This window comes from Sphingomonas japonica, from assembly GCF_006346325.1.
GTDB lineage: Bacteria > Pseudomonadota > Alphaproteobacteria > Sphingomonadales > Sphingomonadaceae > Sphingomonas > Sphingomonas japonica.
In genome coordinates, this window is sequence record NZ_VDYR01000001.1 from 2,177,284 (window position 1) to 2,199,373 (window position 22,090).

The window sequence follows — 22,090 nt, forward strand, 5'->3', positions numbered from 1 at the left end:
CAGCCGCACGCCATGCATCGCCCCGCCCTCTCGGTCGTCGTTCCCTGCTATAACGAGGAAGCATGCCTTGCCATGCTCCATGTCCGCATCACCGGTGCGGCGCGCGCCGCGGTCGGCGACGATTACGAGATCGTGCTGGTCAATGACGGGTCGAGGGACGGCAGCTGGGCGGCGATGCAGCGGCTTGCGGCGGACGACCCCCGGCTGGTGGCGATCAACCTGTCGCGCAACCACGGCCACCAGCTGGCGCTGACTGCCGGGCTCGACCTGTGCGCGGGCCAGCACATCCTGATCATCGACGCCGACCTTCAGGACCCGCCCGAACTGCTCGCCGACATGCTCGCCGCGATGACCGATCAGGACGCCGACGTCGTCTATGCCGTACGCCGCCGGCGCGAAGGCGAGACGCTGTTCAAGAAGCTGACCGCCGCTGCCTTCTACCGCGTGCTCGATCGCGTCACCGACACCCCGATCCCGCTCGACACCGGCGATTTCCGCCTGATGAGCAGGCGCGCGCTGGATGCGCTGCTTTCCCTGCCCGAACAGGCGCGGTTCATTCGCGGGATGGTTGCCTGGATCGGCTTTCGCCAGGTGCCGTTCCTCTACGACCGTGCCGAGCGCCACGCCGGCGAGACCAAATATCCGCTGTCGAAGATGCTGCGCTTCGCGTTCGACGCGGTCACCGGCTTTTCGACTGCCCCCTTGCGCTGGGCCAGCCATTTCGGCCTTGCGCTGTTCTTCCTGTCGTTCCTGCTGATGATCTATATCGCCATCGGCTTTTTCACCGGGTCGGCGGTGCAGGGCTGGACCTCGACGATGCTGGTGACGGTGTTCCTGGGCGCCGTTCAGATGTTCGTGCTGGGCATGATCGGCGAGTATCTCGGGCGGCTCTATGTCGAGGCGAAGCGGCGGCCGCTCTATCTGGTCGCCGACATCGCCGGGCCGGTGCAGGGTCGGGCGACGCTCGGCTACCGCGCCGAAGCCAGCGCGATGATCGAAAGCCCGGCCGGCAGCGGCACCCGCCCGACCAGGTGACGCTCCAGCCCGAACACCTTCTCGAACACCGCATTCAGCAACTTGGGCGGCGGTGAATCGTCGCTGTCGTCCTTGCCGGTCAACCTGCCGACCATCCGCGCCGCGACCGCCGCTGGGAACAGCAGCGAGTTGAACCAACGCAGTCCGCCATGCCGCAACCCCGCCGCGCGGATCGCGGCATCCAGGCTCGCCTTGGTATAGCGCCGCTGATGATGGTTTACGACGTCGTGCGCCGACCACATCCACGGATGCGCCGGCACGGTGATCAGGATCTTGCCGCCGGGCTTGAGCACCTCGCCCATCGCCCTCAATGCCCCGACATCGTCGGCGATATGCTCGACCACGTCGAGCACCGCGACCAGATCGTACGCGCCGCGCGCGACCCCGCCGAGTTCGGGTAACGGCGCGGTGCCGACCGGCTTGCCCAGCCGCGCGCTGGCGATGTCGCGCGCCGCTTCGTCGATCTCGATCGCATCGACTTGCCCGAAACTCGCCAGCATCGGCAGATTGTGCCCGGTGCCGCAGCCGATCTCGAGGATGCGCGCGTCCTCGGGCAAGCCCGCTTCACGCGCAACATAGTCCGCCAGGATATCGCGCCGCGCGCGATACCACCAATGCGTCGAATCATGCGCCGCCATGCGGTCGTAGACGATGCGGTCCATGTCTAACGAAACACCCATTGCCGGTTTAGGAAAAAGGTCACTACCGGCACCAGCAGCAACCCTGGGACCAGCGGCACCCAGGCGGGCTGGCCCAGCAGGTCGGTCGCGATCCAGGTGATGATCGCGTGCAGCCCGAGCCCTACCCCCTGCACGCCGACGAACTTCGCCTGTCGCGCACCGCCCGGCTCACGCCCGCCATGCCCCCGGAAACTCCATTTGCTGTGGAGGACATAGCCCACCGTCACCGCGACGGCGAACGCGAACGGCACTGCCAGCACCGCGTGCGCGCGCCCGAACACGAACATCGCCAGCGGCAGGTACACCGCCGAATAGACGATCGTCGAAATGCCGCCTGCGACCAGGAACCGCGCCAGCTGCCCTGCGATCGGATGCGCCGTGATGCCGCCAGACTGTCGCCGCTCGATCGGTCGCTCCATCGCCGTCATGCCTGAACTTGCCCTTTGCGCGCACTGGGATAGGGAGCGCACAGCGTGCCCCTGCGGTACAGCGTGCCTAGGCGGATCGCCGCGGTGAGGGAAGACGAATTGAACATGCAGCCACGCGTCGATCTCGCGCGCATCCTCGATCGCTACTGGGTCCGGCTGGCGCTGGCGGCGTGGGCGGCGATGGCGGCGTGGTATTTCTGGCAGCGCTGGGGCAGCATCTACTGGCTGGCGCTGAGCGACACCGACGACAATCTGCGCCTCGCCCAAGTCCGCGCCTGGCTGAACGGACAGGGCTGGTACGACCTGCGCCAGTATCGCCTCAATCCGCCCGGCGGGCTCGACATCCACTGGAGCCGCATCGTCGATCTGCCGATCGCCGGGCTGATCCTGCTGTTCGATCTCTTCACCAGCCGTGGCTGGGCGGAGCGGCTTGCGGTCGGCATCGCGCCGCTGCTGCCGCTGGGCGTCGTCATCCTCGCGCTCGGCGCTACGGTGCGGCGGCTGGTCGCCCCCGCCGCATGGCCGTTGGCGATCCTGTTCCTGCTCGGCTGCACCGCGACGCTGCTGATGTTCATGCCGACACGGATCGATCATCATGGCTGGCAGCTCGCCTGCCTTGCGCTGACCGTCGCCGGTCTCGCCGACCCGGCCGGGCGCCGCGGTGGCATGCTGGTCGGGGCGTCGAGCGCGGTCAGCCTCGCGATCGGGCTGGAGATGCTGCCCTATGCGGCGATGGCGGGCGCGATCCTTACGCTGCGCTGGGTGTGGGACCGCGGCGAAGCGGCGCGGCTGGCGGTGTACGGCCTGACGCTGGCGGGCGGCTCGGCGCTCGGCTTCGCGCTGTTCGCCTCCTACGCCAACCAGGCGCTGCGCTGCGACGCGCTGACCCCGGTCTGGCTCAGCGCCGTCGTCGTCGCGGGCGCGGGACTGTTCGCCATGGCGCACTGGTCGCCCGAGCGGCGCGTGCTGCGGCTGGGCATCGCGAGCGTCGCGGGCATTGCGATCGCGCTGCTGTTCGCGTTCGCCTTTCCGCAATGCCTCGGCCGTCCCGAAGGCGTGTCGGACGAACTCGCCCGCATCTGGCTCAACAATGTGCGCGAGGCCAAGCCGATCTACGCGCATCCCTTGCGCACCGCGCTGCCGATCGCGGTGCTCCCTGCGATCGGCCTGATCGGCGCGCTGCTGGCGACGTGGCAGGCACGGCGCAGCCCGGCGCTGGCGGGGTGGGCCGCGATCGCGCTGTTCACCCTGTTCGCCTGTGCGATGCTGCTGTGGCAGGTCCGTGCCGGTCCCGCGGCACAGCTGCTCGCGGTCCCCGGTGCCTGCGCACTGGCGTGGATCGTGCTGCCCTGGACGGTCAACCACCGCCTCGCGGCGGTGCGCATCGGCGGCACGCTGCTCGCGTTCCTCGCCGTCTCGGGCATGTTCGTCGGCTTCGTCGTCCGGTTCCTGCCGATCGAGCCGGCAAGTCCGCAATATACTGCCGTCGCGCGGGCGGGACGGCTGTGCGCGACCCTGCCGGCGCTGGTGCAGCTCAACCGCATTCCCGCCGCGACCCTGTTCACCCATGTCGATCTGGGGCCGCGATTGATCGTGGCGTCGCATCACAAGGGCATCACCGGTCCCTATCACCGCAATGGCGACGCGATCCTCGACGTCCACCATGCCTTCATGGGCAGTCCCGACAATTTCCGCCGCATCGCCGCGGCGCATGGCGCAACCTATCTGCTGACCTGCCCCAACATGGCCGAGACCACCAACTACCGTGCGCGGTCGCCGAACGGCTTCTATGCCCGGCTGGCGAGGGGACAGGTGCCGGCATGGCTGACCCCGGTACCGCTGGGCCGCAACAACCCGCTCCGGCTCTGGCGGATCGACGGCTAGGAAGCGATCGTCGCCGACAGCCCGTCGACCACGAACTGCGTCGCCAGCGCCGCCAGCAATACGCCCAGCAGCCGGGTGATCACCGCCTCGATCTTCGCGCCCAGTACGCGCATCAGCGGACCGGCCAGGATCAGCGCCGCCAGCGTCACCAGCAGGATCGTCGCCATCGCGCCCAGGATCACCAGAGCCGCGGTCATGCCGCTGTTCTGCGACGTCAGCAGCATCACCGACGCGATCGATCCCGGCCCTGCGATCATCGGCATCGCCATCGGGAACGCCGCGACATCCTCGACCTCGGGGTCGTCGATCACCTGCTGCGCGCGGTCCTCGCGGCGCTGGGTGCGCTTTTCGAACACCATTTCCAGCGCGATCAGGAACAGCATGATGCCGCCCGCGATCCGGAATGCGTCGAGGCTGACGTGAAGCGCGCGCAGCAGATCCTCGCCGAATAGCGCGAAGCCGAGTAGGATCGCACCCGCGATCAGCACCGCGCGCACCGCCATCCCGCGCCGCTGCGACGGTGACGCGCTGGTGGTCAGCCCGGCATAGATCGGCGCGCACCCCGGCGGATCGATGACGACGAAGAACGTGACCAGTGCTGACACGTACAATTCGATCACGGGCCGATCCCGTCGAACGCCGCCGCGTCGTAGTCGATACCGTCGCGGCGATGCGCGGCGACCAGCGTGTTGCGCAGCAGGCATGCGATCGTCATCGGCCCGACCCCGCCCGGCACCGGCGTGATCGCGCTCGCCACCATCGCCGCACCGCCGAAGTCGACGTCGCCGACCAGGCCGTCTTCGGTACGATTGATGCCGACGTCGATCACTACCGCGCCCGGCTTGATCCACTCGCCCTTGACGAAATTGGCGCGCCCCACGGCCGCGACGACGATGTCGGCGCGGTGGACGTGCCCGGGCAGGTCGTGCGTGCGCGAATGCGCGATGGTGACGGTACAGCTTTCCGCGGTCAGCAGCGCCGCCATCGGCTTGCCGACGATGTTCGATCGCCCGATCACGATCGCGTCCTTGCCCGACAGGTCGCCCAGCTGGTCCTTGAGCAGCATCGCGCAGCCCAGCGGCGTGCACGGCACGAACCCCGGCAGACCGGTCGCCAGCCGCCCAGCATTGACCGGATGGAACCCGTCGACATCCTTGTCGGGATCGATCGCCAGCAGCACCCTGGCAGCATCGATATGTCCCGGCAGCGGCAGCTGGACGAGGATGCCGTCGACCGCAGCGTCGGCGTTGAGCCGCTCGACCAGCGCGATCAGGCTCGCTTCGTCGATATCGGCGGGCAGGCGGTGTTCGAAGCTCTCCATCCCCGCCGCGACCGTCGCCTTGCCCTTCGATCGCACATAGACCGCCGAGGCCGCGTCCTCGCCGACCAGCACCACCGCCAGCCCGGGCACGCGCCCGGCCGCGGCGCGGAACCGCGCCACGCCCTCGCCCACCCGCGCGCGCAGGCGCAGCGCGAACGCCTTGCCGTCGATCAGTTCGGCGGTCACTCCGGCGCTTCCGGTCAGATCGCGTACGGCGCGGTCGCGCGGTACGCGGCGGGCAGCAGCACGCTGTCGAGGATGAGGATGATCAGCAACACGACCATCGGCGACAGATCGAGCGTGCCGAAATCGGGCAGGATGCGGCGGATCGGCCGATAGACCGGCTCGGTCAGCCGATCGAGCCCGGTCCACAGCGAGCGCACGAAATCGTTCGACATGTTGATGACGTTGAACATCATCAGCCACGACAGGATCACCTGGACGATGATGATCCACCACGCGACGTTGACGAGGATCGAGATGATGTCGAGGATCAGGTTCAAGCGCGGTCTCCGTGGGCGTCGCCTAGCGAGTAGCGGAAACCCCGCTAGCGCTTCAAGGTAGGAAGCGCGCTACTTGCGCACCAGCGTGCCCGCCCCTTGCCGCGTGAAGATTTCCAGCAGCATCCCGTGCGGCGTGCGCCCGTCGAGGATGACTGCGGCGTCCACGCCCGCCTCGACCGCCTTGACGCAGGTCTCTACCTTGGGGATCATTCCGCCCGAAATCGTGCCATCGGCCCTGAGCGCCGCGATCTGCGCCCCATCCAGGTCGGTCAGCAGTTCGCCGTCCTTGGCGAGCACGCCCGGCACGTCGGTCAGCAGGAAAAAGCGCGACGCCTGCATCGCGCCTGCGATCGCGCCCGCCATCGTGTCGGCATTGACGTTGTAAGTGTGGCCGTCGGCGCCCAGCGCTACCGGCGCGACCACGGGGATAAAATCCTCGCGCAGCAGCGTGGTCAGGATCGTCGCATCGACCGCGACCGGCTCGCCGACGAAGCCTAGATCGACATGCCGCTCGATCCCCTGGGTGCGGTCGGCCGTGGCGCGCCGGACCTTTTCGGCGACGACCAGATTGGCGTCCTTGCCCGAAATCCCCACCGCGCGGCCCCCGGCGGCGGCGATCCATGCGACGATTTCCTTGTTGATCTTGCCCGCCAATACCATCTCGGCGACTTCCGCAGTGTCGGCATCGGTCACGCGCAGCCCATCGACGAAGCTCGATTCGACTCCCAGCCGCTTGAGCATCGCGCCGATTTGCGGCCCGCCGCCATGCACCACCACCGGATTGATGCCGACGGCCTTGAGCAGCACCACATCCTCGGCGAAGTCCCGCGCCAACTCGGGATCGCCCATCGCGTGCCCGCCATATTTCACGACGAAGGTCGATCCGGCATAGCGCTGCAGATAGGGCAGCGCCTCGGTCAGCGTCTCCGCCTTGGCAAGCATCGCGGGATCGGGGGCGTGGTTGGTCATTTGCGGGCCAATAGCGGGACTCGCCCGCTCGTGAAAGCAAAGCATCGTCAACGCCGCTTGACTCATTTCGACGTTTAGCTAAATGTCACATCATGAGCCAGGTCTTCAAAGCCTTGTCCGATCCGACCCGTCGCCGCGTGCTGCAATTGCTGCGCAAGGGACCGATGAGCGCGGGCGACCTCAGCGACGCGTTCGACGTGTCGAAGCCGACGATGTCCGCCCACTTCGCGGTGCTGAAAGAGGCTGATCTCGTCCATGCCGAGAAGATCGGCAAATCCATCCGCTATCATCTCAAGCTCACGGTGCTCGAAGAGGCGCTGCTGGGCTTCGTCGATTCATTCGGCGCGCGATCGTCCGCGCCTGACAGGGAGAATGCGAAATGAGCAAGGATCTGGTCGGCAGCCTCGCCTGGGGCGTCGGCATCGTCATGCTGGCGCTTGGCCTGACCTATGCGCGCAGGCAAGGTCTTGTGGAGCCCGACACTGTTACCCGCATCGTCATCGGGGCGACCGGACTGATGGTCGCATGGTTCGGCAACATGATGCCCAAGCGTTTCGTTCCCAGTGCCGCCGCGCGCCGCGTCCACCGGCTCGGTGGCTGGTCGCTGGTGGTCAGCGGCCTCGTCTACGCGGCGGCCTTCGCATTCGCACCGATCCAGCTGGCGGTGCTGATCGGGTGCGGCGCAGTTCTGGCCGGCATGGCGATCACCATCGGCTATTGCCTGGGCCTGCGCGCAAAGGCGGAAACGGCCTGACCCGACCCAGTCGAGTGAAACGGATCGACGAGGGTCAGCGCTGTCGATCGAGACCGCGACCCAGCCCGACGAACGCGTAGATCAGCGGCGGCACCAGCACGATCGACAGCGCCACCTTGGTGATCATCTGCCCGACCAGCAGCTCGCCGATCGGGAACAGCCCGTAGAAGGCGACGGTGATGAAGATCAGCGTGTCGACGATCTGCGACAGCACGCTCGCCGTCGCTGCGCGCAGCCACAGCAGATTGCCGCCACCCGAACCCGTTCCCTGCCCGCGCAGCGCCGCGAAGATCGTGACGTTGAGCGTCTGCGATACGCCATAGGCGATGATCCCGGCGATCCAGATCCGCCAGGTCGATCGCATCATCAGCTCGAACGCGGCCAGCCGCTCGGGCTCCATGCTCGCCGACGCCGGCACCTGCAGCACCAGCAGCACCAGCAGGATCGAGAACACCAGCGGAATGAACCCGAACCAAACCAGATGCTTGGCTACGTTCGGACCATGCAGTTCGGCGATCGCGCTCGACACCACCACCAGCAGCAGGAATGCGAAAATGCCCGCTTCCACCGCGAGCGGCCCCAGCGCGACCTGCTTGTTGCCGAGCACGCCGGCGATGCACACCATCCCCCCGTAAAAGATCGACAGCAGGAACAGCGAGCGCGGAATCGCGGGGGCGGGCGGGGTCATCGCCCCGGTGCTAGCGGGATACGCGATGCGAAGAAAGGTGCCGCGTACCTCATCCCCTAGCCCTCGCCCGCATCCCGTGTATGGTCGCGCGCTTGTCGTCGGGGAGTGCCACGTTGCAATTCGTCATCGGGCTATGCGGGATCGCGGTGATCCTCGCGCTGGCTGTGCTGTTGTCCACCAATCGCCGCGCGATCCGGCTTCGCGTCGTCGGCGCCGCCTTCGCGCTCCAGGTCGCGATCGCGGTGCTGGTGCTCTACGTGCCCGCGGGCCGCGCCGCGATTCGGGGCATGGCAAACGGCGTCACCGCGCTGCTCGGCTATGCCGCGGCGGGCACCAATTTCATCTTCGGTCCGCTGGCCAGCCCAGAACAGGGCGGGCAGAGCTTCGCGATCTCGGCGCTTCCCGTCATCATCTTCTTCGCCAGCCTGGTCGCCGTCCTCTACCATCTCCGCATCATGCAGTTCATCATCCGCTGGGTCGGCGGCGCGATCGAAAAGGTGATCGGCGTGTCCAAGGTCGAATCGCTGTGCGCGGCGGCCAATATCTTCGTCGGGCAAAGCGAATCGCCGCTGGTCATCCGCCCCTATCTCGCCAGCCTGACGCCCAGCCAGCTGTTCACGGTGATGACCGTCGGCATGGCCGGCGTCGCCGGCACCATCCTCGCCGCCTATGCCTCGTTCCTGGGGCCGGAGGCGCTGCCCTATCTGCTCGCGGCCAGCTTCATGGCGGCACCCGGCGGCATCCTGATGGCCAAGATCATCATGCCCGATACCGCGCCCGAACCCGAACTCCAGCTCGGCGATCATCAGGAGGCCGCGGTGCTCGCGGTCGCCGCGCCCGATCCGGAGGACGAGCGCGCCGCCAACCTCATCATGGCGGCGGCGATGGGTGCGCAGACCGGCGTCAAGATCGCGGTCGCGGTCGGCGCGATGGTGCTCGCCTTCGTGGCGCTGGTGGCGATGGCCAACGGCCTGCTCGGCGTCGTCGGCGGCTGGTTCGGCTATCCCGCGCTCAGCTTCCAGGGAGTGATCGGCGCGATCTTCGCCCCGATCATGTTCCTGCTCAACATCCCGTGGGCCGAGGCGGGCGAAGCCGGCGGGCTGTTCGGCACCAAGCTCGTCCTCAACGAATTCGTCGCGTTCATCGAGCTTGGCCAGATGACCGACCTGTCGCCGCGCACGATCGCGATCGTCACCTTCGCGCTATGCGGCTTCGCCAATTTCAGCTCGATCGCGATCCAGATGGCCGCGACCGGCAGCCTCGCGCCCAATCAGCGCCCGATGATCGCCCGGCTCGGCGTCCGCGCGCTGCTGGCGGGAAGCCTCGCCAACCTGATGTCCGCCGCACTTGCAGGGCTGTTGCTGCCCGCCTGACGATGGGCGTGTTCACGATGCCAAAGAGCGCGTGTCTCGGGTAAAGACAAATCTGCGTATACAGCCTATTTGGTTAGTTGTCAAGTCAGTCGCTGCCTACAGCGCTTCGACGATCGTGACGTTGGCGATCCCGCCGCCCTCGCACATCGTCTGCAGCCCGTAGCGCTTGCCGCGGCGGCGCAGCGCGTGGACCAGCGTCGTCATCAGCTTGGTACCCGACGCCCCCAGCGGATGCCCCAGCGCGATCGCGCCGCCAAAGGCGTTCATCCGCGCCGGATCGGCATCGTGATGCCTGGCCCAGGCGAGCGGCACCGGCGCGAACGCCTCGTTGACCTCGTACAGGTCGATCGCATCGATCGTCATTCCCGCCCGCTCGAGCGCGCGGTCGGTCGCGAACAGCGGCTCCTCGAGCATGATCACCGGATCACCGGCGGTCACCGTCAGATTGTGAATGCGCGCCAGCGGCGTCAGGCCGTGCGCCTTGAGCGCCGCTTCGGACACGATCATCACTCCGCTCGCCCCGTCGCAGATCTGGCTGGCATTGGCGGCGGTGATCACCCCGCCCTCCGCCAGCAGCTTGACCGATCGGATGCCTTCCAGCGTGGCGCCGAAACGGATGCCCTCGTCGCGATCGTGGATCGCCTCGCCGCCGCCCGGCGTATCGATCGCCAGCGGCACGATTTCGTCGGCGAAATCGCCGCGCTCTGTCGCGGCAGCGGCGCGGACATGGCTCTCCAGCGCATAGGCGTCGAGATCGTCCCTCGAAAAACCGTGCTTCTTCGCGATCATCTCGGCGCCCAGGAACTGGCTGAACTGCACGCCGGGATAGCGCGCCTCCTGCCGCGGCGACTTGGCCTTGCCGAGCCCCGCCTGCGCGAACAGCGCGCCGGTCGATCCCATCGGCACCCGCGTCATCGATTCGACCCCGGCGGCGATCACCACGTCCTGCGTCCCCGACATCACCGCCTGCGCCGCGAACTGGATCGCCTGTTGCGAGCTGCCGCACTGCCGGTCGATGGTCACCGCCGGAACGCTCTCGGGCAGCGACGACGCCAGCACCGCGCCGCGCCCGACCTGAAACCCCTGCTCGCCGCCCTGGCTGACGCAGCCCATGATGACGTCCTCGATCGCGGCGGGATCGATGCCCGTATCCGCGACCAGCGTATCGAGCACCTGCGCGGCCATGTCGGCGGGGTGCCACCCCGCCAGCCGCCCGCCGCGCTTGCCGCCCGCGGTGCGCCGCGCGGCGACGATATAGGCCGTGGTCATCGCTGCTCTCTCCCGATCATATCGGCGCGATCATGGCACAGCGCATTCGGTTGCGTAAAGCAACGCAAGCACTTCGCGATCGGGAGGAAGTGGATGCCCCGTGAGGATTCGAACCTCAATTAACGGAGTCAGAGTCCGTGGTCTTACCATTAGACGACAGGGCAATCGTGGAGCGGGCAGATAGGCAAGCGGCGCGGGGCTGTCAATCGGGTGTGCGGGTGGGCATCGGCCGATGCGGGCGCCGACTGCGCCTTGTCGCGGCCCCGGCCATGCGCTAGCCCTGATGCCAAGCACCGAGCGGCAGTGTCCGTGACGGATAGAACATAAAGCGAGTACCGGCATGGGAGATCATCCCGCGCAGATGCCGTATCGGCCGGGCCCAGCCCCCGCCCGCACGGCCCCCCGAAGCGACGCGGCCCCCGCGCCGGTCGTCCCCCGCGCGCGCTGGCCCGAAGGCCGGCATTACGCCGCGCTCGACCTTGGCACCAACAATTGCCGTCTTCTGATCGCGCGGCCGCAAGGGTCCGGCTTCGCGGTGATCGACGCATTCTCGCGGATCGTCCGGCTGGGCGAGGGCCTGGCGAGTTCGGGGCGGCTGAGCGATGCCGCGATCGAACGCACCATCGCCGCGCTGCGCGTCTGCGCCGACAAGCTGCGGCGGCGCAACGTCGCGCTTGCCCGCTCGGTCGCCACCGAAGCCTGTCGCCGGGCAGCCAACGGCCCCGACTTCATCAAGCGAGTCTACCGCGAAACCGGCATCGTCCTCGACATCATCACGGCTGAGGAGGAAGCGCGGCTGGCGGTGCTCGGCTGCCACGCGCTGCTCGAACCCGGCGACGGTCCGGCGCTGGTGTTCGACATCGGCGGCGGTTCGACCGAACTGGTGTTGATCGACACGCGCCATGCGGTGCCGACGATTCTCGACTGGCACAGCGCGCCATGGGGCGTGGTGTCGCTGACCGAAGCCGCCGGCAGCGGTACGCCCGACAGCGTCTATGCCCGCATGCGTACGCTGGTGAAGGACAGCTTCGCGCCGTTCGCATCGCGCCTGCGCGCGCCGCTGGGGGTGCCGCGGCTGCTCGGCACCAGCGGTACGGTGACGACGCTCGCCAGCGTCCATCTCGGGCTCGAAAGCTATGATCGCCAGGCGGTCGACGGGCTGATCGTGCCGACCGCGGCGATGCGCGGCGTCAGCCAGCGGTTGTCGGCGATGGACCTGGCCCAGCGTTCCAAGGTGCCCTGCATCGGTTCCGAACGCGCCGATCTGGTGGTCGCGGGCTGCGCGATCCTCGAATCGATCATGGACATCTGGCCGGCCGAGCGCCTGGGCATCGCCGATCGCGGCATCCGCGAGGGCATCCTGCGCCGACTGATGCAGGGCCGGGCATGAGCCGCGGCGGCACGCGCGGGCACACCCGCGTCCGCTCCGTGCGCGGGCGCAGCGAACAGTCGCGCCGCTGGCTCGAACGCCAGCTCAACGATCCGTACGTCAAGCGCGCCAAGGCCGAGGGCTATCGCAGCCGCGCCGCGTACAAGCTGATCGAGCTCGACGAGAAATTCGGCATGCTCAAGGGGGTGCACCGCGTGCTCGACCTCGGCATCGCGCCGGGCGGCTGGGCGCAGGTGGTGCGCAAGCGCGCGCCCAAGGCGACCATCGTCGGCATCGACCTGCTGCCGGTCGACGCGATCGAGGGGGTGACCATCCTTCAGATGGACTTCCTGGCGGACCAGGCACCCGATGCGCTGCGCAGCGCGCTCGGCGGCGAGGCCGACCTCGTGCTGTCGGACATGGCCGCCAACACCGTCGGCCATCCGCAGACCGATCATCTGCGCACGATGGGACTGGTCGAGGCGGCCGTCGAATTCGCCTGCGAAGTCACGCGCCCCGGCGGCAGCTTCGTCGCAAAGGTGCTGGCGGGCGGCGCCGACAGCGCGCTGGTGGCGACGCTCAAGCGCAATTTCGCGACCGTCAAGCACGCCAAGCCGCCCGCCAGCCGCAAGGATTCGTCGGAATGGTATGTGGTGGCGCAGGGCTTCAAGCGGCGGCAGGTGCCAGCCGAAGACTGACCATGCTCAGCGCTTGGTCGCGAACCAGATGACGTGGCGCGGCCCCTTGCCGTTCTCGCGGGCGCGCACCGCGACCTCCTCGACCGCGAAACCGGCGTCGCCCAGCCGCCGCTTGAATACCGCATCGGGCGCCGCAGACCAGATCGCCAGCGCGCCGCCGGGCTTCAGCGCCATCCGCGCCGCCGCCAGTCCCGCCATGCCATACAGCTTGCCATTGGCATCGCGCACCAGCCCGTCGGGACCATTATCGACGTCGAGCAGGATCGCGTCGTAGCTCAGCTTGTCGGCCTCGATGCGCTTGCCGACATCCCCCTCGACCAGTCGTACTCGCGGATCATCGAGGCATCCGGCGGTCAGCGCCGCCATCGGGCCGCGCGCCCATTTAAGGATACCGGGCACCAGTTCGACCACGGTCACCTGCGCATCCCTGCCCAGCCGGGCAAGTGCGGCGCGCAGCGTGAATCCCATGCCATAGCCGCCAATCAGGAGATGCGGCCGCGCCCGGGCGCCGAGCCGGTCGATCGTCATCGTCGCCAGCGCTTCTTCCGACCCGCGCATGCGCGTGTTCATCAGCTCGTTGCGATCGAGCACAATCATGAAATCGTCGCCGCGACGGTAGAGCCTGAGCTCGACGCCGCCGGGGACCTGCGCGGTGTCGATCAGTTCGCGTGGGATCATCGCCGGCCTTTCACTGCTCGGCATTGCGGTATCGCCGGGCGCCGTTCCCGGCCAGCCCAAACCAGCTGCCTCAAAAGATGCCGAGGAATTTCTTGCGCTTGGGCTTGGCCGGTTCGGCCTTGCCGCTGCCGACATCGTCGCGCACCTCGCCGCCGCGGGTGCGCTGCGCCTTTGCGGTCGCGCCCGCCAGCACCGGCCCGCACGCCGCCGCCTTGGCATCGCCGACATCGACGAACGCCAGCAGCGCCGCTGGCGGCGCCACCAGCGCCGCCAGCCCCAGCCCGGCGCCCGCGCGCCCGAGCAGTTGCGGACTGATCACATCGAGCGAAGGCTGCGAGAAATAGCCGCCGACCCCGACCGGCGATTGCCCCGAAAAAAGGCTGAACTTCTTGCCGTCGGCACGGAACGCCAGATCCATCTGCTCGCTCGCGAAGCTGAAACCGCCGCGGCCCAGAATGACGTTCTTGGTGGTGTCGATCAGGATCGGATCGGCGCCGGCCGCGCCGCCGCGCACGGTAAAGGCGACCAGACCGCAATTGATCCGCACCGGCTCCTTCAACCGGTCCTCGAACATCTTTTGCGCGAAGGTCCCGAAATCGAGCTCGGACAGCTGGACGTTGCGCGTCCAGAACGTGCCCTGAGGAATGACGAACGCGATCCGCCCGCGCGACGTCGCCAGCGAATCGTGGAGCGTATCGCCGTCGCCGACCAGTTCGATCCGGCCCTTGACCGTGCCGCTGGTCCCCGCCTCCGCCACGCCGAATCCGGCGAGCAGCTGCGCCATCGGCGTCGTGCCGAGCCGGATGTCGTAGCGGGTTCGCGCCGGGCGCCGCCGCCAGTCGATGGTGATGTCCGACGCCACCTTGCCGCGCGCCATGGTGAACGCGAACGGCGACAGCGTGAGCAGGCCGTCGTCGAGCGCGACGGTCGCCGCGACATCGGTGACGGGAACGCTGTCCGACCGCAGCCGCGCGACGCGGTAGCGGACGTCGGCGTCGAAGGCGCGCAGCCCCTCGGCGCGCAGATTGGCGTCGGGCAACAGGCGCGCAGGCGCGGCTCCGGTCGCGCCCGCCGCCGCCTGATAGCCGCGGTCGGCGACCAGGTCGGGATTATATCCGATGAACGGCGCGACATCGACGATGTCGAGCGTCCGCGTCGCGAGGTCGGCATCGATATGCACGCGCGGATCGCCGGTCTCGACGGTGAACGCCCCGGCGATGTCGCTGTCGCCGAACCGGCCGGTCATCTTGGTGAACCGATAGGCGGTGTCGCGCTTCACCAGCTGCGCGGTCAGGCGATAGGCGCGGGTGTTGGGCACGACGATGCCGAGGATGCCGAGCAGGTCGGCGGCGTTGCGCCCGCGTGCGCGCGTCGCCAGCGGGACGCGTTCGATCTCGGCAAGGCTGGGCAGCGTGCCGGTCACGTCGATGCGATTGCCCGCGGCATCGGCCTGCAGCACCAGCTGGTTCGAACCGCGCGCTACCGTCGCGTTGGGCGTCAGCAGCGCGCCGAGCACCGTGAACGGAGTCTCGCGGATGCGTCCGTCGCCGCTGAAGCGCACCGCATCGCCGATCCGCGCATCTTTCGAGGTGATCGTGGCAAAGTCGAGATCGGCGAGCAGTTGCAGCCGCGGATCGCGGTAGCGCAGCGCCGTGGCCTGCAGGGTAGCGCGGTCGATGACCGGCAGGTCCAGCGGCTCGGCCTTGCTTTCGCTGGCAAAGGTCCAGCTATTGGCGCTGTGGTCGCGATTCCATTCGAGCGCGAAGGCGGCGCCGTCGAGATCGAGCCAGCGCAGGCGGCGCTTGCCGAACAGCAGGGACAGCGGCGCGATCCGCGTGTCGATACGCCGCGCCGCCAGCAAATAGGGGCGGCTCGCCCAGGACGGATTGGCGATGCTCAGTCCCTCGGCGAGGAACTTGATGTCGAACGGCGCGAAATAGAGCTGGAAATCGCCGCGCACGACGACCTTGCGATCGGTCATCGCGGCGACGGTGCGCTCGAACGGACCTTTCAGGAACCGCCCCTTGGTAACGTACAGGATCAGCCACACCGCAAAGATCGACACGACGACCCCGAGCACGATGTTGCCCACCAGCCGCCACCGCTTGCGCGGGTCGGCCGGCGGCGGCGCAGGCTGCGCGGGCGCTTCCGTCGTGGCGCGGTCGACTTCGGACGAGGACGGTTGCTCGGACATGGCGATACTCTGTTACTACGCCCCTGCGAAGGATCGCGCGAGAAGAACAACGCATAGCACGCTGCAAAGCCGCTTGCCCTTGTAGGATTGCGTATCCCCTCCATATACCATCCATGTGGATGGCTTACGGATGTAAATATGTCGGGTGAAGCGCCCCTTCGCGCTCGCGGCGAAAGCGAAAAGATCACGATCAATCTCGGATTCATCGATCTCGGGCAGATCGACCTGATGGTTGCCGACAGCTTCTATGCCAATCGCAGCGATTTCATCCGCAGCGCGATCCGCAACCAACTCGAGCGCCATGCCGACGCGACCCGCACCGCGGCATCGCGGCGGCGGCTCGAGCTCGGCGTCAGCCACTATGACCGGGCGCTGCTCGCGACCTATGCCGAGCGCGGCGAGACGATCGACATCCGTGTGCTCGGCCTTGCCACCATCGCCGCCGACGTCACGCCCGACCTTGCTCGCGGCACGATCGCCTCGGTCGCCGTGCTCGGCGCCTTCCACGCGAGCCCTGCGGTCAAGGCCGCTATCGCCGACCGCATTCTTTGAAAGTCTCCGCCATGAAATTCGCCCTTCCTTCCAAGCTCGATACCGCGTTGGCACTGGTCCGCAGCGGCGACCTGGCCGCCGCCACCGCCGCGATCCAGGCGTCGCTCGGCAGCCCGGCGGCGAGGCCGACCCGCGCCGCCGCCGGCGAAACCGCGCTGCCGCGGATCGGTGGTCGGCCACAGGGCAATTTCGCGCCGGCCCGTTATGCCGGGCCGGAAGGAACGCTCGACTATCATCTCTATCGCCCGAGCACCGCCGCTGCCGGAATGCCGCTGTTGGTGATGCTCCATGGCTGCACCCAAGATCCGGAGGATTTCGCGCGCGGCACGGGCATGAATGCGGTCGCCGAGCAGCTCGGCATGCTGGTCGCCTATCCGCGCCAGCCGCAATCGGCCAATGCCCAGAAATGCTGGAACTGGTTCCGCCCCGGCGACCAGAACCGCGGCGGCGGCGAGCCCGCGCTGATCGCTGCGGCGACACGCGCCATCCTCGCCGAGGCCGATGGCGATGCCGCACGCGTCTACGTCGCCGGGCTGTCGGCCGGCGGCGCGGCGGCGGCGATCCTTGCCGCCGCCTATCCCGAACTCTTCGCCGCGGTCGGGGTCCATTCGGGGTTGGCGTGCGGAGCGGCCCGCGATCTTCCGAGCGCGCTCGCCGCGATGCGCAGCGGTGCGCGCGCCGCACCCTCAGGCGATGCCCGCTTCGTTCCGGTAATCACCTTCCACGGCGATCGCGACACCACCGTCAATGCCGCCAATGCGCAGGCGATCGTCGCACAGGCGACCGCCCTCCATCCCGCGCCGCTGGCAACGACGGTCGAGGACCTGGGCGGGCACGTCCGCGCGACCTCGACCGATCGGGCGGGGCGGATCGTCATCGAACAATGGACGGTGCGCGGCGGTGGCCATGCCTGGTCGGGGGGGTCGCGTACGGGCAGCTATGCCGACCCTGGCGGCCCCGATGCCTCGCGTGAGATGGCGCGCTTCTTCCTGACGCACCGCCTGGCGGGATGACACGCCGGTACGGACCGAGCAGAGCAAGAAATTGGTGCGGTCGAGAAGACTCGAACTTCCACGGGCTTTCGCCCACAACGACCTCAACGTTGCGCGTCTACCAGTTCCGCCACGACCGCACGAGATATGTCCGCCGATTGCTCGGCGTCCGGTAGGCGCGTGCCCCTAGCAAAGCCGATACCTGCTGGCAACAAGCGTGTTCGCTTTCCCTCGCGACCCCGCTAAGGCGCCGCCTACCATGCGCCTGCCCGCCGATCCCCGCGCCGAAACGCGCCGCATCCTCGCGCTGGCGTGGCCGGTGATGCTGACCAGCCTCAACTGGACATTGCTGCACATCACCGATGTCGTCGTCGTCGGGCTGACGGGCACCGATCAGGTCGCCGCCTTGGGGGCGAGCCGGGCGCTCACCTATATCGGCATCGTCGTCGCGCTCGGCTGGATGTCGGGGGTGATCGTGATGGTGTCGCGCGCCGACGGAGCAAAGGACGCGCCGCGCACCGCCCGCGTCCTTCATGACGGACTGATCGCGGGCGTGCTGCTGGGATTGCTCAGCGGCGGGATCCTGTTCTTCTTTGCGCAGCCGCTGCTGATCGGCGTCGGCGTCGAGCCCGGCATCGCGCCGTCGGCAGCGCGCGTCGTCGAGGTGATGGCGCTCGCTTATCCGTTCCAGCTCGCCAACATCGTCGCCGCCTTCTTCCTCGAAGGGGTCAGCAAGCCGCGGCGGGTGATGGTCGTCAACCTGTCGGTGCTGCCGCTCAATGCCATCCTCGCATGGGCGCTTTCCGGCGGGCATTGGGGCTTGCCGGCATTAGGCGCGGTCGGCGCGGCGGCGGCGACCGCGATCGCATCCGCGGTCGGCGCTGCGGCGATGCTGACCGCGGCCTGGACGCTGCCCGACGGCAGGGCGCGCGGCGTCGGCCGCTGGCGGCTGCCCGCGACCGCGCCGTCGCTCGCCGGCATCGCCGCCTTGCTGTCGTTCGGCGCGGTCCCGGCGATCGCCTCGGGGCTGGAGCTTGCCGGATTCTCGATCCTGATCGCGCTGTCGACCCAGCTCGGCGAGCCGGTCGCGCACGCTTTCCAGATCGTGTTCTCAGTCCACAATGTCACCTTCGGCGTCGCGCTCGGCCTCGGCTCGGCAGCGGGCGTGCGCGTCGGCAACGCGATCGGTGAGGGTCTGCCCGATCAGGCGGCGGGCCGCGCACTGATCGCGGTGCTGCTCGCGGTGGCTGCGCTGGGGCTGCAGGCGGCGCTGATCGTGGCGCTGGCGGCGCCGATCGTCGACGCGTTCCCGGCGATCGTCGCGGTACACGCGATCGGGGTGGCGATGCTGATGGCCTGGGCGCCGTTCATCGTGTTCGACGGCGTACAGGTGGTGCTGGTCTATGCACTGCGCTCGATGGGCGATCAGGTCGCCGCCGGATTCAACTCGATCCTCGCCTATTTCATCGTGACCGGCGGGCTTGGCTGGTGGCTGTTCGTCACCGGCTGGGGCTATATGGGGCTGGTCTGGGCATCGGTCGCAGGCATGGTCGTCGCCGCCGCCAGCAACGGCGCGCGGCTGGCGTGGATCAGTCGGCGGACGCGCCCGCAAAGCTGAGTTCGAGCACTTTCGAATTGGCCGGAACGTCGAGCTTGGCGCTGTTGAACTCGACTGCCGCCGAGGGCCCCAGCGTGCGCGTCGGCGGCGTGATCGTCCAGCTAAACACCATCCGCCCCTGCACGTCGCGCAATTCGGCCTGGATGTCGGGAATGCGCTGGGTCGTCGCGGTCGGATTCTCGATCCGGCCCGACACCGCGAACAGCTCGTTGCCGCTCGACAGGTTGCGGCGGTCGATCGCGCGTTCGGTGAAACGCAGCGGCGTCGCGCTGGTCCCGACCGGGATGCCGAGCTGCGAAGCCAGACCCGGCGCGCCGGTATAGAGGATCGCGCCGACGCCGAGCAGCATCGACACCCCGGCGATCATCGCCGCCGCGGTCCAGCGGCGGGCGGGATTGCGGCGCGGGCGGAACGGCGGCTGGTGCGCGAACGCGTCGAATTCGCGCGGCGGCGCGGGCGGCGCGATCGCCGCGGGATCGACGAAGCTGAACGAGGCGCGGGATGGCGGAACCGGATCGGCGACCGGTCCGGGTGCCGGTTCTGGAGGCGCAGGCGCCGCCGCGATCGGTGGCGGAGGCGCCTTGATGCTGGCGGCAGGCCGCGCTTCCGCGGCGGGTGCGGGCTCCTGGAACCAGCTATGCTTGCAATTGGCGCAGCGCACCGTGCGCCCCGCCGCGCCGATCGCACTGTCGGGGACGAGGTAGCGGTTGCGGCATTCGGTGCATTCGAGGATCATCACTACCGCTTTCAAGGACGCAAGGCTCGGGGTGGGGTGGGCCATCCCCGGACATGGTGAATCTACGCGAGTCGGGGGGCTGCGGGCAAGCCCGGCTTGAGCGCGACCGGCGGACGTGCGATGGCATCGCCCGAGCGGGGAACAGGAGCGGGCCGGGCGTCGGCAATGGCCAATATCGTACAGTTCGAGCAGGTCGGCCTGCGCTACGGGTCGGGGCCGGAGACGCTCTCGGACATCTCGTTCTCGCTGGCACCCGGCGCTTTTTATTTCGTTACCGGAGCGTCGGGCGCGGGCAAGACGTCGCTGCTCAAGCTGCTCTACCTCGCCCAGCGGCCGAGCCGCGGCGTGATCCGCCTGTTCGGCGAGGATGCGGTGATGCTGCCGCGGCACCGCCTGCCCGGCTTTCGGCGACGGATCGGCGTGGTGTTCCAGGACTTCCGCCTCGTCCCGCACCTGTCGGCATACGAGAATGTCGCGCTCCCGCTGCGCATCGCCGGGATCGCCGATGACGAGATCGACGAGCCGGTCCGCGAGATGCTCGCCTGGGTCGGGCTTCTCCAGCGCGCCGGATCGCGTCCGGCAACGCTGTCGGGCGGCGAGCAGCAGCGCATCGCCATCGCGCGGGCGGTGATCGGGCGGCCGGAGATGCTGGTCGCGGACGAGCCGACCGGCAACGTCGATCCTGAAATGGCCGACCGCCTGCTGCACCTGTTCGTGTCGCTCAACAAGCTCGGCACCACCGTCGTCGTCGCGACCCACGATTTCCATATGCTCGGCCGTATCCCCGACGCGCGGATGATGCGGATCGACAAGGGCCGGCTCGACGATCCCACCGGCGCGCTGCGGCATCCTCCGCGGCCGGTCGAATGAGCGACACCCCCCGCCCCGGCCGCGCCGAGCGCCGCATCCTCGACGCCAGCCTCCAGACCCGCGCGATGACGTGGGTGATGGGAGTGATGCTGTTCCTCACCGTGCTCGCCGCGGCGATGGGGTTCGGCATGGCCAATGCCGCGCGCGCGATCGACGCCGACCTGAGTGGCCGCCTGACCGTTCAGATCGTCACCGCCGATGCCGATACGCGCACGCGCGCGGCGCGGGCGATGGCGCAGATGCTGCGCGTACTGCCGATGGTGGCGGCGGTGCGCCCGGTCGATGAAGCCCGGCTCGCCGAACAATTGCGCCCGTGGCTCGGCGACGCGGGGCTGTCGGGCGATCTGCCGATCCCGGCAATGATCGACGTCGATCTCAAGCGCGCCTCGCCCTCGGCGATCGCCGATGTCGAGCGCGCGGTGCGTGCGTTCGACAGCGATGCCCGGGTCGATGCGCATGCCGACTGGATCGCGCCGGTGCGGCGGCTGATCGCCAGCTTCGGCGGGCTCGCGCTCGGCGTGGTGCTGCTCACCGCCGGCGCCACGCTGTTCGTCGTGGTGCTCACCGCGCGCGCCGGGCTGGAGGCGCATCGCGGCACGATCGACGTCATGCACATATTGGGATCGACCGATGTCCAGGTCGCGCGCCTGTTCCAGCGCCGCATCGGCGTCGACACGCTGCTCGGCGGGCTGATCGGCAGCGCCGCGGCGCTCGCGCTGGTGCTGGTGTTGCAGCGCCAGTTCGCCGCGATCGGATCGCAGCTATTGAGCGGCGGCGGACTGGCCCCGGTCGACTGGACGCTGCTGCTCGCGCTGCCGCTCATCTTCGCCGCGCTGGCGATGCTGGCAGCGCGCTGGACGGTGCTTCGCGCCTTGGGGAAGATGCCGTGATCGTCCGCATCCTGGGCTTTGCCGCGCTCGCCTATCTGCTGGGCTTCGTCGCGTTCATGCTGTCGCTGGGTAGTCCGCTGCCCGCTGCGCACGTCACCGACGCGATCGTCGTGCCCACCGGAGGCCCCGGCCGCATCGACCGCGGCATCGCGCTGCTCCAGGCCCGAGCGGCCAAGCGCATGCTGGTCAGCGGCGTCGCCCCTGCGGTGCGCCCGATCGAGCTGGCGGTGACCTACAGCGCGTCGCCCGCACTGTTCGCCTGCTGCATCGACCTTGGTCAGGAGGCGTTCGACACCCGCTCCAACGGCGACGAGACGGCCCTGTGGGTCAGTGAGCACGGTTATCGCTCGGTCCGGCTGGTGACGTCAGACTGGCACATGGCGCGCGCGCGGCTCGAACTGACCAACGCGCTCGGTCCCGATGTCGAGGTGGTCGCCGATCCGGTGCCGACCAACGCCCGGCTGGAGACCTTGATCAGCGAATACAGCAAGCTGATCGTGCGCCGCGTCGCCCTTCTGCTGGGATATCGCGGATGACGGCGCTGGCCCCTGGATTTCGCGCATGACCGCGCCCGCCCCTGGATTTCGCG

The 22,090-nt window shown here is 68.6% G+C and carries 24 protein-coding genes and 2 tRNA genes; 13 read left to right on the forward strand and 13 right to left on the reverse strand.

Translation table 11 applies throughout. The annotated features are described in order from the left end of the window. Positions 1–12: 12 nt before the first annotated feature. Positions 13–1,035, forward strand: coding sequence for a glycosyltransferase family 2 protein (locus FHY50_RS10700; protein ID WP_140048414.1), 1,023 nt, complete (start codon positions 13–15; stop codon positions 1,033–1,035). On the opposite strand, the gene FHY50_RS10705 is transcribed toward FHY50_RS10700, so the two are convergent. After that, a complete protein-coding gene (locus FHY50_RS10705) occupies positions 969–1,697 on the reverse strand; it encodes a class I SAM-dependent methyltransferase (RefSeq protein WP_140048415.1) in 729 nt (242 codons plus the stop codon). The two genes, FHY50_RS10700 and FHY50_RS10705, sit on opposite strands and share 67 nt — an antisense overlap. 2 nt (positions 1,698–1,699) lie before the next feature. Continuing rightward, on the reverse strand, positions 1,700–2,134 hold the full coding sequence (locus FHY50_RS10710) for a GtrA family protein (RefSeq protein WP_337250272.1): 435 nt from the start codon (positions 2,132–2,134) through the stop codon (positions 1,700–1,702). A 114-nt stretch (positions 2,135–2,248) separates the two neighbouring features. Between FHY50_RS10710 and FHY50_RS10715 the strand changes: the two genes are divergently transcribed. Continuing rightward, positions 2,249–4,027: an AcrB/AcrD/AcrF family protein gene (locus FHY50_RS10715; protein ID WP_140048416.1), complete on the forward strand. Its 1,779-nt coding sequence runs from the start codon at positions 2,249–2,251 to the stop codon at positions 4,025–4,027. Here FHY50_RS10715 and FHY50_RS10720 read toward each other — a convergent pair. From FHY50_RS10720 to argB, 4 genes are all read right to left on the reverse strand, one after another. Further along, positions 4,024–4,647, reverse strand: a complete 624-nt coding sequence (locus tag FHY50_RS10720) for a MarC family protein (protein WP_140048417.1) — start codon at positions 4,645–4,647, stop codon at positions 4,024–4,026. The two genes, FHY50_RS10715 and FHY50_RS10720, sit on opposite strands and share 4 nt — an antisense overlap. Further along, positions 4,644–5,534: a bifunctional methylenetetrahydrofolate dehydrogenase/methenyltetrahydrofolate cyclohydrolase FolD gene (folD, locus tag FHY50_RS10725; protein ID WP_140048418.1), complete on the reverse strand. Its 891-nt coding sequence runs from the start codon at positions 5,532–5,534 to the stop codon at positions 4,644–4,646. Before folD ends, FHY50_RS10720 begins: the two co-directional genes overlap by 4 nt. A gap of 14 nt (positions 5,535–5,548) precedes the next feature. Then, positions 5,549–5,851 carry a YggT family protein gene (locus FHY50_RS10730; RefSeq protein ID WP_140048419.1) on the reverse strand — a complete coding sequence of 101 codons (303 nt, stop codon included), beginning with the start codon at positions 5,849–5,851 and terminating at the stop codon, positions 5,549–5,551. 69 nt (positions 5,852–5,920) lie between these two features. Then, complete coding sequence (gene argB, locus FHY50_RS10735; protein WP_140048420.1) at positions 5,921–6,820, reverse strand: acetylglutamate kinase; 900 nt, start codon at positions 6,818–6,820, stop codon at positions 5,921–5,923. Positions 6,821–6,912: 92 nt separating this feature from the next. Here argB and FHY50_RS10740 point away from each other — a divergent pair, with 92 nt between their 5' ends. Together FHY50_RS10740 and FHY50_RS10745 are read left to right on the forward strand one after the other, a co-directional pair. Further along, complete coding sequence (locus FHY50_RS10740) at positions 6,913–7,203, forward strand: autorepressor SdpR family transcription factor (protein WP_140048421.1); 291 nt, start codon at positions 6,913–6,915, stop codon at positions 7,201–7,203. Next, the gene (locus tag FHY50_RS10745) at positions 7,200–7,574 is read left to right on the forward strand and encodes an SdpI family protein (RefSeq protein ID WP_140048422.1); all 375 of its coding nucleotides are present in this window, start codon (positions 7,200–7,202) and stop codon (positions 7,572–7,574) included. The genes FHY50_RS10740 and FHY50_RS10745 overlap by 4 nt, the downstream gene beginning before the upstream one ends. A gap of 34 nt (positions 7,575–7,608) precedes the next feature. Here the strand turns inward: FHY50_RS10745 and FHY50_RS10750 are convergent, their stop codons facing one another. Beyond that, on the reverse strand, positions 7,609–8,262 hold the full coding sequence (locus FHY50_RS10750) for a queuosine precursor transporter (protein WP_140048423.1): 654 nt from the start codon (positions 8,260–8,262) through the stop codon (positions 7,609–7,611). Between the two features lie 113 nt (positions 8,263–8,375). On the opposite strand from FHY50_RS10750, the gene FHY50_RS10755 reads away from it, so the two are divergent. Beyond that, positions 8,376–9,635, forward strand: a complete 1,260-nt coding sequence (locus FHY50_RS10755) for a NupC/NupG family nucleoside CNT transporter (RefSeq protein WP_140048424.1) — start codon at positions 8,376–8,378, stop codon at positions 9,633–9,635. A gap of 96 nt (positions 9,636–9,731) precedes the next feature. Here FHY50_RS10755 and FHY50_RS10760 read toward each other — a convergent pair whose 3' ends face one another. Further along, positions 9,732–10,904: an acetyl-CoA C-acetyltransferase gene (locus FHY50_RS10760; protein ID WP_140048425.1), complete on the reverse strand. Its 1,173-nt coding sequence runs from the start codon at positions 10,902–10,904 to the stop codon at positions 9,732–9,734. A 90-nt stretch (positions 10,905–10,994) separates the two neighbouring features. Beyond that, positions 10,995–11,068 (reverse strand) — tRNA-Gln (locus tag FHY50_RS10765). Positions 11,069–11,244: 176 nt separating this feature from the next. On the opposite strand from FHY50_RS10765, the gene FHY50_RS10770 reads away from it, so the two are divergent. Both FHY50_RS10770 and FHY50_RS10775 read left to right on the forward strand, forming a co-directional pair. After that, a complete protein-coding gene (locus FHY50_RS10770) occupies positions 11,245–12,294 on the forward strand; it encodes a Ppx/GppA phosphatase family protein (protein WP_243846624.1) in 1,050 nt (349 codons plus the stop codon). Then, positions 12,291–12,971, forward strand: coding sequence for an RlmE family RNA methyltransferase (locus FHY50_RS10775; protein WP_140048426.1), 681 nt, complete (start codon positions 12,291–12,293; stop codon positions 12,969–12,971). The genes FHY50_RS10770 and FHY50_RS10775 overlap by 4 nt, the downstream gene beginning before the upstream one ends. Positions 12,972–12,977: 6 nt before the next feature. Here FHY50_RS10775 and FHY50_RS10780 read toward each other — a convergent pair whose 3' ends face one another. Continuing rightward, positions 12,978–13,649, reverse strand: coding sequence for a spermidine synthase (locus FHY50_RS10780; protein WP_140048427.1), 672 nt, complete (start codon positions 13,647–13,649; stop codon positions 12,978–12,980). Between the two features lie 70 nt (positions 13,650–13,719). Next, positions 13,720–15,843, reverse strand: coding sequence for an AsmA family protein (locus FHY50_RS10785; RefSeq protein ID WP_140048428.1), 2,124 nt, complete (start codon positions 15,841–15,843; stop codon positions 13,720–13,722). Between the two features lie 138 nt (positions 15,844–15,981). Here FHY50_RS10785 and FHY50_RS10790 point away from each other — a divergent pair, with 138 nt between their 5' ends. Next, positions 15,982–16,395, forward strand: a complete 414-nt coding sequence (locus FHY50_RS10790; protein WP_140048429.1) for a CopG family transcriptional regulator — start codon at positions 15,982–15,984, stop codon at positions 16,393–16,395. Positions 16,396–16,406: 11 nt separating this feature from the next. Continuing rightward, positions 16,407–17,408, forward strand: a complete 1,002-nt coding sequence (locus FHY50_RS10795; RefSeq protein WP_140230731.1) for an extracellular catalytic domain type 1 short-chain-length polyhydroxyalkanoate depolymerase — start codon at positions 16,407–16,409, stop codon at positions 17,406–17,408. Between the two features lie 32 nt (positions 17,409–17,440). Here the strand turns inward: FHY50_RS10795 and FHY50_RS10800 are convergent. Continuing rightward, positions 17,441–17,527: transfer RNA gene (locus FHY50_RS10800), tRNA-Leu, on the reverse strand. Positions 17,528–17,646: 119 nt separating this feature from the next. Between FHY50_RS10800 and FHY50_RS10805 the strand changes: the two genes are divergently transcribed. Then, positions 17,647–19,005, forward strand: a complete 1,359-nt coding sequence (locus tag FHY50_RS10805) for an MATE family efflux transporter (RefSeq protein ID WP_243846625.1) — start codon at positions 17,647–17,649, stop codon at positions 19,003–19,005. Here the strand turns inward: FHY50_RS10805 and FHY50_RS10810 are convergent. Beyond that, on the reverse strand, positions 18,977–19,741 hold the full coding sequence (locus FHY50_RS10810; protein WP_140230732.1) for an MJ0042-type zinc finger domain-containing protein: 765 nt from the start codon (positions 19,739–19,741) through the stop codon (positions 18,977–18,979). The two genes, FHY50_RS10805 and FHY50_RS10810, sit on opposite strands and share 29 nt — an antisense overlap. 165 nt (positions 19,742–19,906) lie before the next feature. Between FHY50_RS10810 and ftsE the strand changes: the two genes are divergently transcribed. From ftsE to FHY50_RS10825, 3 genes are read left to right on the forward strand one after another with little or no spacing between them, the layout of a single operon-like run. Next, positions 19,907–20,611: a cell division ATP-binding protein FtsE gene (ftsE, locus tag FHY50_RS10815; RefSeq protein ID WP_140230733.1), complete on the forward strand. Its 705-nt coding sequence runs from the start codon at positions 19,907–19,909 to the stop codon at positions 20,609–20,611. After that, the gene (locus FHY50_RS10820) at positions 20,608–21,501 is read left to right on the forward strand and encodes a cell division protein FtsX (RefSeq protein ID WP_140230734.1); all 894 of its coding nucleotides are present in this window, start codon (positions 20,608–20,610) and stop codon (positions 21,499–21,501) included. Before ftsE ends, FHY50_RS10820 begins: the two co-directional genes overlap by 4 nt. Beyond that, on the forward strand, positions 21,498–22,037 hold the full coding sequence (locus FHY50_RS10825; protein ID WP_140230735.1) for a YdcF family protein: 540 nt from the start codon (positions 21,498–21,500) through the stop codon (positions 22,035–22,037). The genes FHY50_RS10820 and FHY50_RS10825 overlap by 4 nt, the downstream gene beginning before the upstream one ends. Positions 22,038–22,090 lie beyond the last annotated feature (53 nt).